A 15,109-nucleotide genomic window follows, 5' to 3' on the forward strand; every position below is an offset into this window, starting at 1 on the left:
GGGACGGGACGCCCCGAGTGACCTACTTCACCGCGATGTTCACCAGGCGCGGCGCCCGCACGATGACGTTGACGATCTGCTTGTCGCCGATCGCGCGCTGCACGGCCGCCGAGTCGCGGGCCAGCGCCTCGAGCTCGTCGGAGGCGATCTTGGGCGACACCTCGAGCCGGTCGCGCACCTTGCCGTTGACCTGGACGACCGCGGTGACGCTCGTCTCGACGAGCAGCGTCGGGTCGGCCTTCCGCCAGCCGTACGTGGCGAGGGCACCGCCGTCGTAGCCGAGCTTCTCCCACATCTCGGAAGCCGTGTAGGGAGCGAACAGCGACAGCCCCAGCGCGACGGTCTCGGTCGCCTCGCGCACCGCCGGGTCGGACGCGCCGGGACCCGAGTCGATCGCCTTGCGGACGGCGTTGGTGAGCTCCATCAGGCGAGCGACGACGACGTTGTACTTGAACGCCTCGCTCAGCCCCGGGGCCTCGGCGAGGAACCGGTGGGTGACCCGGCGCAGGGCCTGGTCGCCGTCGGCCCACACCACGTCGCGCGAGCTGTCGACGTCGCTCGCGAGACGGAACGCCCGGGCCAGGAACTTGGCCGAACCGGCGGGCGAGACGTCGGCCCAGTCGATGTCGTCCTCGGGCGGGCCGGCGAAGGCCATCGTCAGGCGGATGGCGTCGACGCCGTGCTTCTCGATCTCGTCGGAGAGGCTGACGACGTTGCCCTTGCTCTTGCTCATCTTGGCGCCGTCCTGCAGCACCATGCCCTGGTTCAGCAGCGCGCTGAAGGGCTCGGTGAAGTCGACGTGGCCGAGGTCGAAGAGCACCTTGGTGATGAAGCGCGCGTAGAGCAGGTGCAGGATGGCGTGCTCGACGCCTCCGACGTACTGGTCGACCGGCGCCCACCTGCTGGCCTGGGCCGGGTCGAAGGCCCGGTCGGCGTCGGTGGGATCGAGGAACCGCAGGAAGTACCACGAGCTGTCGACGAAGGTGTCCATCGTGTCGGCGTCCCGACGCGCGGGCGACCCGTCGCGCGGGTCGGGCACGTTCACCCAGTCCTCGGCCGCGCCGAGCGGCGAGCTGCCCTTCGGCTTGAGGTCGAGGCCCTCGGTCGACGGCAGTCGGACCGGCAGCTCGTCGTAGGGCACCGGCACCTCGACGCCGTCGGCGCCGTGCACGATCGGGATGGGCGTGCCCCAGAAGCGCTGGCGCGAGATCAGCCAGTCGCGCAGACGGTACGTCTTGGCCGCCCCGCCGTCGCCGGACGCCTCGAGCAGTTCGACGACGCGCTTGATCGCGTTCGACTTGCTGAGGCCGGTCAGGGCGCCCGAGTTCATCAGTCGGCCGTCGCCGGTCAGGGCCACGCCCGTCTCGCGGGGGTTCAGGTCGGGCAGGTCGTCCGGCAGGATCGCCTGGCCGTCCTCGTCGAGCTCGAGCTTGGGGATCACGCCCGTGACGGGCGCGTTCGTGTCGACCACGACGCGCACCGGGAGGTCGTACTTGCGGGCGAAGTCGAGGTCGCGCTGGTCGTGAGCGGGCACGGCCATGACCGCGCCGTGGCCGTAGTCGGCCAGCACGTAGTCGGCGGCCCAGACCGGCATCGGGTCGCCCGTGAGCGGGTTGACCGCCACCCGGCCGAGCGGCACGCCGGTCTTGGGGCGCTCGCTCGACTGGCGCTCGATCTCGGTCGCCTTCTGCACCTCGACGAGGTACTCGGCGAAGGTCGCCTTGACGTCGTCCGTCGCGTCGGCGACGAGTTCGGCCGCGAGGTCGGAGTCGGGCGCGACGACCATGAACGTCGCGCCGTAGAGGGTGTCGGGACGCGTGGTGAACACCGTGACCTTCTCGTCACGGCCCTCGATGGCGAAGTGGACGTCGGCACCGATCGAGCGGCCGATCCAGTTGCGCTGCATGTTGAGCACCTTGGTCGGCCACCGGCCCTCGAGCTGGTTGAGGTCGTCGAGCAGGCGGTCGGCGTAGTCGGTGATCTTGAAGTACCACTGCGTCAGCTTCTTCTTGACCACGACGGCACCCGACCGGTCGCTGGTGCCGTCGGGCAGCACCTGCTCGTTGGCGAGCACGGTCTGGTCCACCGGGTCCCAGTTGACCCAGCTGTCCTTGCGGTAGGCCAGGCCCTTCTTGTACATCTCGAGGAACAGCCACTGGTTCCACTTGTAGTACTCGGGATCGCTCGTGTGCAGCACCCGGCTCCAGTCGAACGACGGGGCGTAGAGCTTCATGCTCTGCTTCTGCTGCGCGATGTTCGCGTAGGTCCACTCGCGGGGGTCGACGCCGCGCTTGATGGCCGCGTTCTCGGCGGGGAGCCCGAAGCTGTCCCAGCCGATCGGGTGCAGCACGTTGAAGCCCTGCTGGCGCCAGTACCGCGTCACCATGTCGCCGAGGGCGTACTGCTCGGCGTGGCCCATGTGCAGGTCGCCCGAGGGGTAGGGGAACATGTCGAGGATGTACTTGCGCGGCCGCTTGTCGTCGGGGTCGACGACGAACGGCTGCTCGGCGTCCCACCGGGCCTGCCACTTCTCTTGCAGGCGGGCGACGTCGTACTCGCGTTCGGGCACGCCGTCGTGGGGCGGGATGGCCGAGGAGGCGTCGGTCGCGGTCGTGTCGTGCTCGTGTGCCACGGGGCTCTCATTCACTGCTGGCAGTCGGTGCGGTGGGGGCGGACCGTCCGTGCGAGGGCACGGCGACGTGCGCCGGGCTCGGCGATCCTCGCCAAGGCTACCGAACGGCACGCGCCGTCACGACATGCGGACCGGCGCCCCGTCGGCGGTACGGACGCCGAGCACGGCGAGCAGGGCCGCCGCCTTGAGCTCGACCTCGTCGCGTTCGTCGACCGGCACCGACGAGATGGTGATGCCGCCGCCCACCCCGACGCGAGCACCCGCCGGTCGCGCGGGCCGTCCCGCACCCGCCGCCCGGGCCCCGTGGACGACGATCGAGCGGATGGTCATCGCCAGGCTCGCCGAGCCGTCGCGCCCGAGCCAGCCGGTCGCGCCCGAGTAGACCCCCCGGGGCGCTCCTTCGAGGTCGGCGAGCAGTTCGACGGCCCGTCGCTTCGGGGCACCGGTCATCGACCCGGCGGGGAAGGCCGCCTCGACGACGTCGGCCGCGGTGCACCCCGCCCCGAGACGGGCCCGCACCGTGCTGACGAGCTGGTGGACGTGCTCGTACGAGTGCACGGCGAGCAGCTCGGACACCTCGACCGTGCCGAGCAGGGCCACCCGGGCGAGGTCGTTGCGGACCAGGTCGACGATCATGACGTTCTCGGCGCGCTCCTTCTCGCTCTCGACGAGCTCGCGCGCGAGCACCGTGTCGTCGGCGCCCGACCCGCGGCGTCGCGTGCCCTTGATCGGCGCCGACGACACCCGGCCGTCGGCCGTCACCTCGACGAACGACTCGGGCGACGCCCCGACGACGGCCACGTCGCCGATGCGCACGAACGACGCGTGCGGCGCCGGCGAGGACCGACGGAGGCGCGCGAAGGCCTCGAGCGCGTCCACCGGCCCCACGACGTCGACGGCCGTGGTCAGGCAGAGCTGGTATGCCTCGCCGGCCGCGATGGCCCGCCGACACCCCTCGATCAGGTCGAGGTACTCGTCGGGGCGGTGCCGCCAGCGGACGGTGGGCGGGGCGGTGCCCCCCGAGGAGGCGCGGGTCGGCCCGGGCACCGGAGGCTCGGGCGGCACGTCGGCCCAGGTCTCGACCAGGGAGGACGCCCACGGGTCGCCGGCCCGCACGACGGCCTCGACCGAGCGTGCGGCGTGGTCGAAGACCAGGGCACGGTCGACGTCGAGCAGGGCGAGGTCGGCGGGGTCCCCGTCGGCGGCGACGGTGGAGGCGGTGGCTGCCCGCCGGTGCCCCTCGGTGGCGTCGCGGTCGAGCAGCCGGCAGCCGAAGCCGTAGCCGAGCCAGCCGGCCCAACCGAGCGGATGGCTGTCGGGCTCGACGTCGACCAGGTCGTCACGCACCGCCTGCCAGAGCCGGTCGGCGCCGCCGTCGCGCACGTCGCCCGTCGCGGCCCGACCCCACCCGACGACCGAGCGGCCCCGCACGGCGCCCACCCCGGCGTCGCGCCAGACCACGTCGCCGGTCGCGGCCAGGTGCCGGACGACGGCCTCGGGGTCGCGCCACGGCAGGGAGGAACGGACGACCGCGGGACGCATACCCTTGATCCTATGAGCGGAGACCCGACCCGATGAGTGGCGAGCGGCCGGGTGGTGACGTGCTGCACGTCTGGCAGGGCGACGAGCTGGCGACGCGCGGGGGCGGAGGGGCGGCGGACGCCGACCCGCGCCTCCTCGTGGCGGACTCGTGGCTGGTCGACGACGGCTCGGTGCTGGCGCTCGACGTGCACCGCGACCGCTTCGCCGGGTCGGTCGCCGAGGTGCCCGGGGCGCCCGACGCGGACGAGGTGTCGGCGTTCTGGACGGCGGCCCTCGCGGTCCTCCCCCGGGCGGGAGCCTGGTTCCCCCGCGTCGAGCTCGTCGCGGGCGACGGAGCCGAGGACGGCGACCGGGCACGGCTGCGGCTGCGCCTCCGTCCCGCTCCCCCGCGTCACCGCTCGGTCGTCCTCGCCACGGCCGACCGGGACCCCCGCACACGACCGACGGTCAAGGGGCCCGACCTCGCCGCCCTCGGTTCGCTCGTCTCCGAGGCGCGGTCCCGAGGGGCCGGCGAGGCCGTGCTGCTCTCGCCCGAGGGGCACGTCGTCGAAGGCGCCTGGAGCTCGATCGTCTGGTGGCGCGGGGACGCCCTCTGCCTTCCGTCGGACGACCTGGCGCGCCTCCCGGGCGTCACGGTCCGCAGCCTGACGACGCTGGCCGCCGTCCTCGGCGTCGACGTGCTGCACGACCGCACCCGACCGGACGAGCTCGACGGGTTCGAGGTCTGGAGCCTCGGCGCACTGCACGGCATCCGCATCGTCACCGGCTGGATCGACGGCCCGGCACCCGCCGAGGAGCCGGGGCGCCTGGCGCTCTGGCGCGGCCGACTCGACCGCCTGCGACGACCGGTCGACGGCTGACCCCCACCGGGCCGCGATCGGTGCCTCGACGCGTCAGGCGCCGGCCCCGTCGTCGAGCGTGACCTCGGACCCGACCTCGGAGCCCGCCTCGACCTCGCCGAGGCGGCCCGCCTCGAGACGCACGCGCCGCGTCACCAGCTCGGCCGGCACCTCGACGTGCGAGATCACGACGACCGTCGAGCCGTCGTCGCGGGCGGTGGTCAGGACGTCGTGCACGAGCCGCCGGGCGGTCTCGGCGTCGAGTCCGGCCGTCGGCTCGTCGAGCACGAGCACCGGGAACCCCCGCAGGAGGGCACGCGCGAGCGAGATGCGCTGGGCCTGGCCACCCGAGACGAGGACGCCGCGCTCGCCCACCGGTGCGTCGAGCCCGCCGCGCTCGGCGGCCCAACGGCCCAGCCCGACACGGTCCAGGACCGCGAGCAGGTCGTCGTCGGTGGCCGTGTCGCGGGCGAAGAGCAGGTTCTGCCGCAGGGACTCGTCGAAGAGGTAGGGCGTCTGCTCGATCAGGCCGACCGTGGCCCGGACGGCGGCCGGGGCGAGGATCGCCGTGTCGACTCCCCCGACCTCGTAGCGACCCGTGTGTTCGACGAAGCGGGCCAGCACCCACCCCAGCGTGGTCTTGCCGGCGCCGCTCGGCCCCTCGACCACGAGGCGGTCGCCGACGGCCACGTCGAGGTCGACGCCGCGGAGCGCGGGGCCCGCCGCCCCCGGCCAGGTGGCCGAGACTCCCCGCAGGCGAAGCGCGGGCACGGAGGCCGGCACGGCGGGCCCGTGGGCTCGGAGAGGGTCGGAGGCGGTGACGTCCGCCCCACCGGACACGTGGTCGTCGTCGACGACGCCGGCCGGCACGTCGACCGGCACCGCCGAGTCGACACGATCGCCGCTCGCCCGCACGCGACGCCAGGCCAGCACGGCCGTCGGGACGGCACCGACGACCTCGAAGACGGCGAGGGGCACGAGGGCGACCAGCGCGAAGGCCGGACCGGTCAGCCCACCCGAGACGACGTCGGGAGCCACGACGGGGATCGTCGCGAGCACGGCGGCACCCGACAGCGCCGAGAGCACGGCGGCGACCACGCCCCCGGTCAGGGCCCGACGCGAGGAGGCGCGGCGCAGGTCGTCGTCGAGTCGAGCGACCCGGGCGAGCTGACGGTCCACCGCCTCGAACGCGACGAGCACGTCGAGGTTCTGCACGAGGTCGACGACGGCGGCCGAGAGCGCCCCCCGCCGGTCGGCGAGGGTGCGTTCACTGCGGCGGGCGAGCCGGTCCGCGGCGACGCAGCCGACGACGAACGCGACGACGAGTGCGCCTGCCAGGACGACCGCCGCCATCGGCGACACCAGGGCGACGCCGATCACCGCGACGACCGAGGTCAGGCCCGACACCACGAGCGGCTGCACGACCCGGAGGGGAAGGTCCTGCAGGGCGTCGACGTCACCGACGACGCGCGCCAGCAGGTCGCCGCGATCGGTGCGGCCGAGACCCGCCGGGGCCACGCGGATCAGTCGGCGGTAGAGCTCGGTGCGGACCACGGCCAGCTGACGGAAGGCCGCGTCGTGGCTCGACAGCCGTTCGAGGTAGCGGAAGACCGCGCGGGTCAGGGCGAACGCGCGGACGCCCACGACGGCGAGCGAGAGGTAGAGGATCGGCGGCTGCTCGGCGGCCCGCGTGATGAGGTACGCCGACGCCGCGAGCAAGGCCACCGCCGAGAGCGCGCTCAGCGACCCGAAGACCAGGCCGGGGGCGGCGCGGCGCCCGGCGGGCTGAGCCGTACGGAGCAACGAGCGGGTCACGAGGGGCCTCCGATCGGGACGACGACGTCGGCCGCGTCGCTCACGGCGCGGCGGTGCGTGACGACGACCACGGCGACGCCCGTGGCCGCGATGCGACGGAGGCCCTCGACGACCCGGGCCTCGGTGACCCGGTCGAGGGCGGACGAGGGCTCGTCGACCAGCAGGAGGCGCGCCCCGACCCGGTCGAGCCGGTACAGCGCCCGGGCCACCGACACCCGCTGCGCCTGGCCGCCGGACAGGCCCTCGCCGCCGGCCCCGAGTACGAGCGCCGGGTCGAGGCCGGCCGCGCCGGCCAGGTCGAGGGCGCGGACGACCGCCTCGGTGTCGGGGCCGTCCTCGTCACCGAGGCCGACGTTGTCGGCGACGGTGCCGGACGACAACTGGGCGGACTGGCCCGACCAGGCGATCTCGTGGCGGGCGGGCGCGCGGCCCGACGAGCGCCAGACGGCCCGTCCCTCGCACGGCTCGAGCCCCAGCACGGCGTCGAGCAGGGTGGACTTCCCGGCACCGCTCGGTCCGACGACCGCGGTGACGCGACCCGTCTCGGCGACGAAGGAGGTCTCGGCCAGCCGCACCGCGCCTCCTCGGCCGACCGACACCCGGTCGACGACGAGCGCGTCGGCCTCGGGGAGGGCCGCGGCCGGATCGGCGTCGGTCGTCGCCCGGGACGACCGGGGCGTGACGTCGCCGTCCTCGTCGTCGAGCAGCTCGAAGACGTCGTCCGCCGCCGCGACCCCGTCGGCCGCGGCGTGGTAGTTGGCTCCGACCTGGCGCAGGGGCAGGTAGGCCTCGGGGGTGAGCAACAGCACGAACAGTCCGGCGGTCAGCCCCAGCGACCCCTCGACGAGCCGGATGCCGATGGACACGGCGACGAGTGCGACGGACAGCGACGCCGCGAGCTCGAGCACGAAGCCGCTGAGGAACGACACGCGCAGCACCGTGACCGTCTCGACCCGGTAGTCGTCGGTGATGCGACCGATCCGCTCGACCTGGCGCCGCTCGCGACCGAAGGCCTTGAGCGTCGACGCCCCGCCCACGGCGTCGGCGAACGACGAGGCGAGGTGCGTCAGGCGGTCCCACTGCCGGGTCTGGGCGGCCCGCGTGGTCCACCCGATCAGGACCATGAAGACGGGGATCAACGGCAGGGTCAGCACGACGATCAGGGCCGACAACCAGTCGTGGAGCGCCATGACGACGATCAGCAGCGGCGTCGCCAGGGCCGTCAGCACCAGCTGCGGCAGGTAGCGCGCGAAGTACTCGTCGAGGGCGTCGAGCCCGGGGCCGACGAGCGTCGCGACGCGCGCCGAGGAGTGGCGGTCGACCCAGGCGCGCCCCCGGTCGGCGACCGCGCGGACGACCCGGGCCCGCAGCTGGCTCTTGACCTGCGCCGCGGCCCGCGCGGCCGTCACCTCGAGGGCCCAGGCGACGAGCGATCGTGCCGCCACCGAGACCCCGAGCCCCAGCAGGGTGGTCGAGAGACCGGAGACGCGCCCGTCGACGACCTGGACCACGGCCGTCGTGGTGAACCAGGCCACGGCGACGATCGCGAGGGTCTGCGCGAGGCCGAGCACGGCACCGAGCCCCAGGAACACCCGGGCGGCGGAGGCGTAGCGCAGGAGGCGCGGGTCGAGCGGCTTCACGGACGTCGCCTCAGTGCGCGGCCGGGATGGTAGCCCGGGTGATCCGCTTGCGGAAGATCCAGTAGGTGAAGCCCTGGTAGCCGAGGATGAGCGGGACGAAGACGAGGGCCACCCAGCTCATGATCGTCAGGGTGTAGGTCGAGCTCGACGCGTTGGCGATCGTGAGACCGTTCGCCGGATCGTTGCTCGCGGGCATCACCCAGGGGAAGAGCGCGGCGAACAGGCTCGACACCGCCAGGGCGATCGTGAGGGCCATCAGGCCGAAGGACCGGCCCTCGCGACCGCGCAGGTTCGCGACGAAGGAGGCGATCAGGCTGACGGCGGCCCCGGCCGAGAGGACCACCGAGGCGAGGGTCCCGTGCATCAGCGAGGTCAGGACCAGGAAGGACGCCGCGACGACGATCGTCACGAGCCCCGCGCGGGTGGCCAGGCGCCGGGCCCGGTCACGGATCGCCCCCTCGGTCTTGAGCGTGACGAACACGACGCCGTGCGTGAAGAAGAGCAGCAGGGTCGTGAGACCGCCCAGCAGGGCGTAGGGGTTCAACAGGTCGACCAACGTCCCGGTGTAGTTGTGCCCCTCGTCGAGCGGCACGCCCTGCACGACGTTGGCGAACACCAGCCCCCAGACGAACGCCGGCACGGCCGAGCCGACGACGATCATGAGGTCGAAGCGGCGCTTCCACGAGGACTCGGGACGCTGGTGGCGGTACTCGAACGAGACGCCCCGCGCGATCAGGGCCAGCAGGATGAGCAGCATCAGGAGGTAGAAGCCGCTGAACAGCGTGGCGTACCACTCGGGGAAGGCCGCGAACAGGAACGCACCGGCGACGATGACCCAGGTCTCGTTGAGGTCCCAGACCGGACCGATGGTGTTGATCAGCACGCGCCGGTCGGTGTCGTCGCGACCGAGGAAGGGCAGGGACATGCCGACCCCGAAGTCGAAGCCGTCGAGCACGAAGTAGCCGACGAAGAAGAACCCGAGGATCACGAACCAGAGGGTGGGGAGGTCCATGGTCAGAGCCTTTCTCGCATCGGTTCGGTGGGGGTGGTGGGCATCAGTAGACCGTCGCCTCGTGGCGGATCTCGCCCGACACGGGGTCGGGTTCGGGGGCGTCGGCCGGCCCCTTCTGGGCGGCCCTGACGATGAGCTTGAACTCGACGACCGCGAGCGTGCCGTAGATCAGCGTGAAGGCGACGAGCGAGATGAGCACCGTCAGGCCGGTGACGCCCGGCGAGACGCCGTCCTCGGTCTTCAGCAGCCCGAAGACGAGCCAGGGCTGTCGACCCATCTCGGTGAAGACCCAGCCGACGATCATGGCGAGGAGGGGCATCGGGTAGCTGAAGACCGCGGCCCGCCAGACCCACCTGTTCTGCGGCAGGCGTCCTTTGCGGGTGATCCAGAGGCCGACGAGCGAGACGAGCACGCTGACCATGCCGAGGCCCATCATCCAGCGGAAGGACCAGTAGGTGACCCAGATGATCGGGGTGTAGTCCCCCGGACCGTAGAGCTGCACGTACTGCGCCTGGAGGTCGTTGATGCCCTCGACCGTGCCGTCGAAGGTGTGCGTCGACAGGAACGACAGCAGGTACGGCACCCGGATGCTGAAGAGCTCGTGCACCCCGTCGGGCGTGCCCAGGGTGAAGATCGAGAACGAGGCGTCGGCGCCGGTGCTGGTCTTGTACAGGGCCTCCGCGGCCGCCATCTTCATCGGCTGGGTCTCGACCATGGCGAGACCCAGCTGGTCGCCCGTGATGAAGGTGAGCGCGCCGGCGGCCACCATCGTCCAGAGACCGAACCGCAGGGCCGGTCGCATCGTCTCGAGGTGCTGGTTGCGCGAGAGGTGCCAGGCGGCGACGGCGACGATGACCGCGGCCGAGACCATGAAGCAGGCGAAGATCGTGTGCGGGAACGCGGCGAGGGCGACCTTGTTGGTCAGCACCTCCCAGATGCTCGTGAGCTCGGCCCGCCCCTTCTCCTCGTTGATGTCGTAGCCGACCGGGTTCTGCATGAAGGCGTTGGCGGCGATGATGAAGTACGCCGAGAGGATGCTGCCGACCGTCGCACCCCAGATGCTCAGCAGGTGGAGCTTCGGCGGCACCTTGTCCCAGCCGAAGATCCAGATGCCGATGAAGGTCGCCTCGAGGAAGAACGCGAGCAGGCCCTCGAGCGCGAGCGGGGCGCCGAACACGTCGCCGACGAACCGCGAGTAGTCGGACCAGTTCATGCCGAACTGGAATTCCTGGACGATGCCGGTCACGACGCCCATGGCGAAGTTGATCAGGAAGATCTTGCCGAAGAACTGGGTCAGCTGCAGGTAGTGGACGCGGCCGGTGCGCACCCAGGCCGTCTGGAAGACCGCCACCGTGAAGGCCATGCCGATCGTGAGGGGCACGAACAGGAAGTGGTAGATCGTGGTGAGCCCGAACTGCCAGCGGGACAACAGCAGCGGGTCGAGCAGCTCGTTCATCGGGATGTGCCTTCTCCCTCGGATGGTGGTGGTGGTCGTGCGTCGCACCGTCGGGACGTGTCGAGCCTAGATCCGAAGATGAACGACACCTGTCGTTTAGGGCACCCGGGCGCCGTGCACTCGCTGTGAATAGGCTCGGGCGGGTGAACGACGTGCTGACGACCCTGCTCGACCTGGTGCAGTCCGTCGATCCCGTGCTGAGGACGGTGCTGGCCGGCATCGCCATGGTGCTCGAGACGTCGGTGCTGCTCGGCCTGATCGTGCCGGGCGACACGGTGGCGATCGTGTCGGCCACGGCGGTGGGGTCACCCTTCGAGTTCGGTGCGCTCGTGGTCGCCCTCGTCCTCGGCGCCCTGGTGGGCGAGAGCGTCGGGTTCGCCCTCGGCCGGTTCTTCGGACCGAGGATCCGCGCGAGCGCGCTCGGACGGCGCCTCGGCGAGGCGAACTGGGTCCGGGCCGAGAACTACCTCGCGCGACGGGGCGGCATCGCCGTCTTCGTCTCGAGGTTCCTGCCGGTGCTGCACTCGCTCATCCCGTTGACGGTGGGCACGAGCCCGATGCGCTACCGGACGTTCCTCACCTGGACGGCCCCCGCCTGCCTCCTCTGGGCCCTCGCCTACGTCTCCGTCGGCGCGGCGGCCGCGGGCAGCTACCGCGAGCTGGCGGACCGACTGCACCAGGCCGGGTACGTCTTCGTCGGCATCATCGTCGCGTTCGTCCTGCTGGTCGTCGTCGTGAAGAAGGTCCTGCACCACCGCGAGGAGCGCCACATGACACGCCCCGACGGGGACGCGGGCGACGGGTCGTCCTGACCCGCGCCTCCTCGGGGTCGCCCTCCGGGCGGGGCCCGGACGACGGAGAGCCCCGTTCCGCGGACGGAACGGGGCTCTCGACGAGGGGGCCTAGCTGTCGAGCAGGCCCTTCTCGGTCAGGTAGTCCTTGGCGATGGTGGCCGAGGACTCCTTGTCGGTCTGGCTCTTCGAGTTGAGCTTCTGCAGGTCGGAGGCGCTCAGGACCTCGTCGACGCTGTCGATGACGTCCTGCGCGTCGGAGTCGACCTTGTCGGACACGATCGGCACCACGTTCTGCGGCAGGATCATGTTCTCGGGGTCTTCCAGGGTGACGAGGTCGTTCTCGGCGATCAACGGGCTGGCCGTGTAGATGTCGGCCAGCTGGACGCTGCCGTCGGTCAGGGCCTTGACCGTCAACGGGCCACCACCGTCGTCGATCGGCGTCGAGGTGACGTCGACACCGTAGATGCTCTTCAACCCGGGAGGGCCGTAGGGACGTTCGGCGTTCTCGGGCGGAGCACCCAACGTCAGCGTGCCGGAGTAGTCCTTGAGGTCGGCCAGGCTCGTGATGTCGTTCTCCTCGGAGAACTCCTTCGTCACGTTGTAGCTGTCCTGGTCGGACGCAGCAGCGGCCTTCAGCGCGGTCAGACCGGAGGGCAACGCGGCGGCGAGGGCCGTCTCGACCTCTTCGGGCGACTTGGCGGTCTCGTCTTTGTCGTAGTACTGCAACAGATTGCCGGTGTACTCGGGGAAGACGTCGATCTTGCCGGACTCGAGCTCGGGCAGGTAGACCTCGCGCTGACCGATCTGGTACTGACGGTCGACCGTGTAGCCCTTGGCCTCGAGGGCCTGGGCGTACAGCTCGGCGATGATCTCGTTCGAGTAGTACTGCTGCGAGCCGATGACGAGCGTGTCGCCGTCGCTCGACGCCGACGAGTCGCCGGAGCTCAGCGGGTCGCTCGACGCGCACCCTGCCAGGGCCACCATGGCCCCGATCGCGACTGCGCCGAGAACGGTGAGCCGGCCCTTCTTGTTCGCTGTGATCACTGTGTGCCTTTCGTGAGGGGTGTTGCCGCGACCGCCCCGGGCCGGACGGCCCTGGAGCGGATGTCGGTGGGGCGCCCGGCCGTGACCCCGGCGGGGACGACGAGGCGCTGGACGATCGAGAAGAGGATCTCGAGGACGACCGCGAGGGCGATGACGAGGATGGAGCCCGCCAGCATCTTCGGGTAGTCGTTCGCCCGGAGGCCCGTGATGATGTAGCTGCCGAGACCGCCCGCGCCGACGAAGGTGGCGAGGGTCGCCGTCGCGACGACCTGGAGGACGGCGGACCGGATGCCGCCGATCAACAGGGGCAGGCCGAGGGGCATCTCGACCTTCGTCATGATCTGCCACTCGGTCATGCCCACGGCCCGTGCGGCGTCGACGGTCTTGCGGTCGACGGCCTCGAACCCCGAGTAGGCACCGGCGAGCACCGACGGGATCGCCAGGATGACGAACGAGATGATCGGCGCGGTGAGGCCGATGCCGACGGACAGGGCGATCAGGGTGATGACGCCGAAGGAGGGCAGGGCACGCGCGCCGCCCGAGATCGAGACGGCGATCGAGCGACCATGGCCGGTGTGTCCGATGAGGTACCCGACGGGAACGGCGATCACCGAGGCGATCACCACCGAGAGGGCGCTGTACCAGAGGTGCTGGCCCAGCCTCGTGGGGATGCCGTCGGCACCCGTCCAGTGGATCGGGTCCGCGAGCCAGGCGAACGCCTCGACGAAGAAGTTCACGGCAGCACGACCTTCTGGCGGGCCTGGACGGGAGCGACGGGCTTGATCTTCGCGTCCTTGCGGCTCCAGGGCATGAGGACCCGCCCGAGGAGCACGAGCAGGAAGTCCAGCACGAGGGCCATGACGATGGTGAGCACGATCCCCGCCACGATCTCGGCGGTGATGTCGCGCTGGAAGCCGTCGATGAAGAGGAGTCCCAGACCGTTGACGCCGAGCACCCCTCCGACCGTGGCGAGGCTGACCGTGCTCACCACGACGACCCGCAGACCGGCGAGCATGACCGGACCCGCCAGGGGGAACTCGACCCTCCAGAACCGTTGCCAGGACGAGTAGCCCACGGCCATCGCCGACTGCGTGACGTCGGCCTCGACGGCGGCGAGGGCGTCGGCCACCGACCGGACCATGAGGGCGATGCCGTAGAGGGTGAGGCCGATGACGATGTTGACGGGACTCCGCAGCGAGGTGCCGAAGACCACCGGCAGGGCGATGAGGAGGGGCAAGGACGGAATCGCGTAGAACAGACCGGCGACCGTGAGGATGCCCCTCGACACCCGGTACCGGTTCGCGAACCAGCCGATGGGCAGCGAGATGACGAACGCCAGGATGACCGGCGGCACGCTCAGGCCGAGGTGCACGATCGTCTTGTCGAGGATGTAGTCGCTGTTGGACCAGATCCAGTTCACGACGCCTGCCCACCTCGGACCGACTCGGTCAGCACCCCGGCGGTGCGCCCGTCGCCGTCCACCACCACCTGCCCGGTCGGCGTCTGCTCGACGTGGAGGGCACGCTTGCCCCGGTTGGCTCCGATGAACTCGGCGACGAAGTCGGTGGCGGGTGCCGAGAGGATCTCGGAGGGGCTGCCCTGCTGGGCGATCTGGCCGCCCTTCTCGAGGATCACGACCTGGTCGCCGAGGTAGAAGGCCTCGTCGATGTCGTGCGTGACGAAGACGACGGTCTTGTCGAGTTCGCGCTGCAACCGGATGAGCTCTTGCTGCAGGTCGGACCGGACGAGCGGATCGACGGCACCGAAGGGCTCGTCCATGAGCAGGATGTTCGGGTCGACGGCGAGGCCACGGGCCACGCCGACCCGCTGTTGCTGCCCACCGGACAGCTGGCTCGGGTAGCGCTGGGCCAGGTCACGGTCGAGACCGACCGTGTCCATGAGCTCGAGGGCGCGGTCACGGGCGACCTTCTTCGACGTGCCCTTGAGGACGGGGACGGTCGCGATGTTGTCGACGACCTTGCGATGCGGAAGGAGACCGGAGTTCTGCATGACGTAGCCGATGCTGCGGCGGAGCCCGACGGGCTCGAGGTCGCCGATCGACTTGCCGTCGATCTCGATGACACCGGAGGTCGGGTCGACCATGCGGTTGATCATCCGCAGGATCGTCGTCTTGCCGCAGCCGCTCGACCCGACGAAGACCGTGGTCTTCCGGGACGGGATCACCAGGCTGAAGTCGTCCACCGCCAGGGTGCCGTCGGGGTACTGCTTCGTCACGGAACGGAACTCGATCATGGGTGGCTCATTCCTCGTGGGCAGCACGAATCGACACTTGCCAGGGCGTTCACCCAACCACAGATCCCGACGAAGCGTCATC

Annotated in this window: 12 protein-coding genes; 2 read left to right on the top strand and 10 right to left on the bottom strand. The window is 71.3% G+C overall.

Annotated elements, in window-relative coordinates; translation table 11 throughout:
- Positions 1 to 22: 22 nt before the first annotated feature.
- Together leuS and ACIOSR_RS02030 are read right to left on the bottom strand one after the other, a co-directional pair.
- Complete coding sequence (gene leuS, locus ACIOSR_RS02025) at positions 23 to 2,569, bottom strand: leucine--tRNA ligase (protein ID WP_369794399.1); 2,547 nt, start codon at positions 2,567 to 2,569, stop codon at positions 23 to 25.
- Between the two features lie 180 nt (positions 2,570 to 2,749).
- Positions 2,750 to 4,174: an anthranilate synthase component I family protein gene (locus ACIOSR_RS02030; protein WP_402751711.1), complete on the bottom strand. Its 1,425-nt coding sequence runs from the start codon at positions 4,172 to 4,174 to the stop codon at positions 2,750 to 2,752.
- Positions 4,175 to 4,206: 32 nt separating this feature from the next.
- Between ACIOSR_RS02030 and ACIOSR_RS02035 the strand changes: the two genes are divergently transcribed.
- The gene (locus ACIOSR_RS02035) at positions 4,207 to 5,034 is read left to right on the top strand and encodes an aminotransferase class IV (RefSeq protein WP_402751712.1); all 828 of its coding nucleotides are present in this window, start codon (positions 4,207 to 4,209) and stop codon (positions 5,032 to 5,034) included.
- A gap of 33 nt (positions 5,035 to 5,067) precedes the next feature.
- Here ACIOSR_RS02035 and cydC read toward each other — a convergent pair whose 3' ends face one another.
- The 4 genes from cydC to ACIOSR_RS02055 are packed head-to-tail and all read right to left on the bottom strand — an operon-like array spanning position 5,068 to position 10,936.
- The gene (gene cydC, locus ACIOSR_RS02040; RefSeq protein ID WP_402751713.1) at positions 5,068 to 6,828 is read right to left on the bottom strand and encodes a thiol reductant ABC exporter subunit CydC; all 1,761 of its coding nucleotides are present in this window, start codon (positions 6,826 to 6,828) and stop codon (positions 5,068 to 5,070) included.
- Positions 6,825 to 8,468, bottom strand: a complete 1,644-nt coding sequence (gene cydD, locus ACIOSR_RS02045) for a thiol reductant ABC exporter subunit CydD (RefSeq protein ID WP_056045708.1) — start codon at positions 8,466 to 8,468, stop codon at positions 6,825 to 6,827. The genes cydC and cydD overlap by 4 nt, the downstream gene beginning before the upstream one ends.
- 10 nt (positions 8,469 to 8,478) lie before the next feature.
- Complete coding sequence (cydB, locus tag ACIOSR_RS02050; RefSeq protein ID WP_056045711.1) at positions 8,479 to 9,480, bottom strand: cytochrome d ubiquinol oxidase subunit II; 1,002 nt, start codon at positions 9,478 to 9,480, stop codon at positions 8,479 to 8,481.
- A 43-nt stretch (positions 9,481 to 9,523) separates the two neighbouring features.
- Positions 9,524 to 10,936, bottom strand: coding sequence for a cytochrome ubiquinol oxidase subunit I (locus ACIOSR_RS02055; RefSeq protein ID WP_123570195.1), 1,413 nt, complete (start codon positions 10,934 to 10,936; stop codon positions 9,524 to 9,526).
- A 143-nt stretch (positions 10,937 to 11,079) separates the two neighbouring features.
- Between ACIOSR_RS02055 and ACIOSR_RS02060 the strand changes: the two genes are divergently transcribed.
- A complete protein-coding gene (locus ACIOSR_RS02060) occupies positions 11,080 to 11,748 on the top strand; it encodes a DedA family protein (RefSeq protein ID WP_402751714.1) in 669 nt (222 codons plus the stop codon).
- A gap of 90 nt (positions 11,749 to 11,838) precedes the next feature.
- Here ACIOSR_RS02060 and ACIOSR_RS02065 read toward each other — a convergent pair whose 3' ends face one another.
- From ACIOSR_RS02065 to ACIOSR_RS02080, 4 genes are read right to left on the bottom strand one after another with little or no spacing between them, the layout of a single operon-like run.
- Positions 11,839 to 12,774, bottom strand: coding sequence for an ABC transporter substrate-binding protein (locus ACIOSR_RS02065; RefSeq protein ID WP_277959322.1), 936 nt, complete (start codon positions 12,772 to 12,774; stop codon positions 11,839 to 11,841).
- Positions 12,771 to 13,511 carry an ABC transporter permease gene (locus tag ACIOSR_RS02070; protein ID WP_402751715.1) on the bottom strand — a complete coding sequence of 247 codons (741 nt, stop codon included), beginning with the start codon at positions 13,509 to 13,511 and terminating at the stop codon, positions 12,771 to 12,773. The genes ACIOSR_RS02065 and ACIOSR_RS02070 overlap by 4 nt, the downstream gene beginning before the upstream one ends.
- The gene (locus tag ACIOSR_RS02075; protein ID WP_402751716.1) at positions 13,508 to 14,194 is read right to left on the bottom strand and encodes an ABC transporter permease; all 687 of its coding nucleotides are present in this window, start codon (positions 14,192 to 14,194) and stop codon (positions 13,508 to 13,510) included. Before ACIOSR_RS02075 ends, ACIOSR_RS02070 begins: the two co-directional genes overlap by 4 nt.
- A complete protein-coding gene (locus tag ACIOSR_RS02080; protein ID WP_159824824.1) occupies positions 14,191 to 15,027 on the bottom strand; it encodes an ABC transporter ATP-binding protein in 837 nt (278 codons plus the stop codon). Before ACIOSR_RS02080 ends, ACIOSR_RS02075 begins: the two co-directional genes overlap by 4 nt.
- Between the last annotated feature and the right edge of the window lie 82 nt (positions 15,028 to 15,109).

Origin of the sequence: Frigoribacterium sp. NPDC087798 (genome assembly GCF_044742985.1) — a bacterium.
Taxonomy (GTDB): domain Bacteria; phylum Actinomycetota; class Actinomycetes; order Actinomycetales; family Microbacteriaceae; genus Frigoribacterium.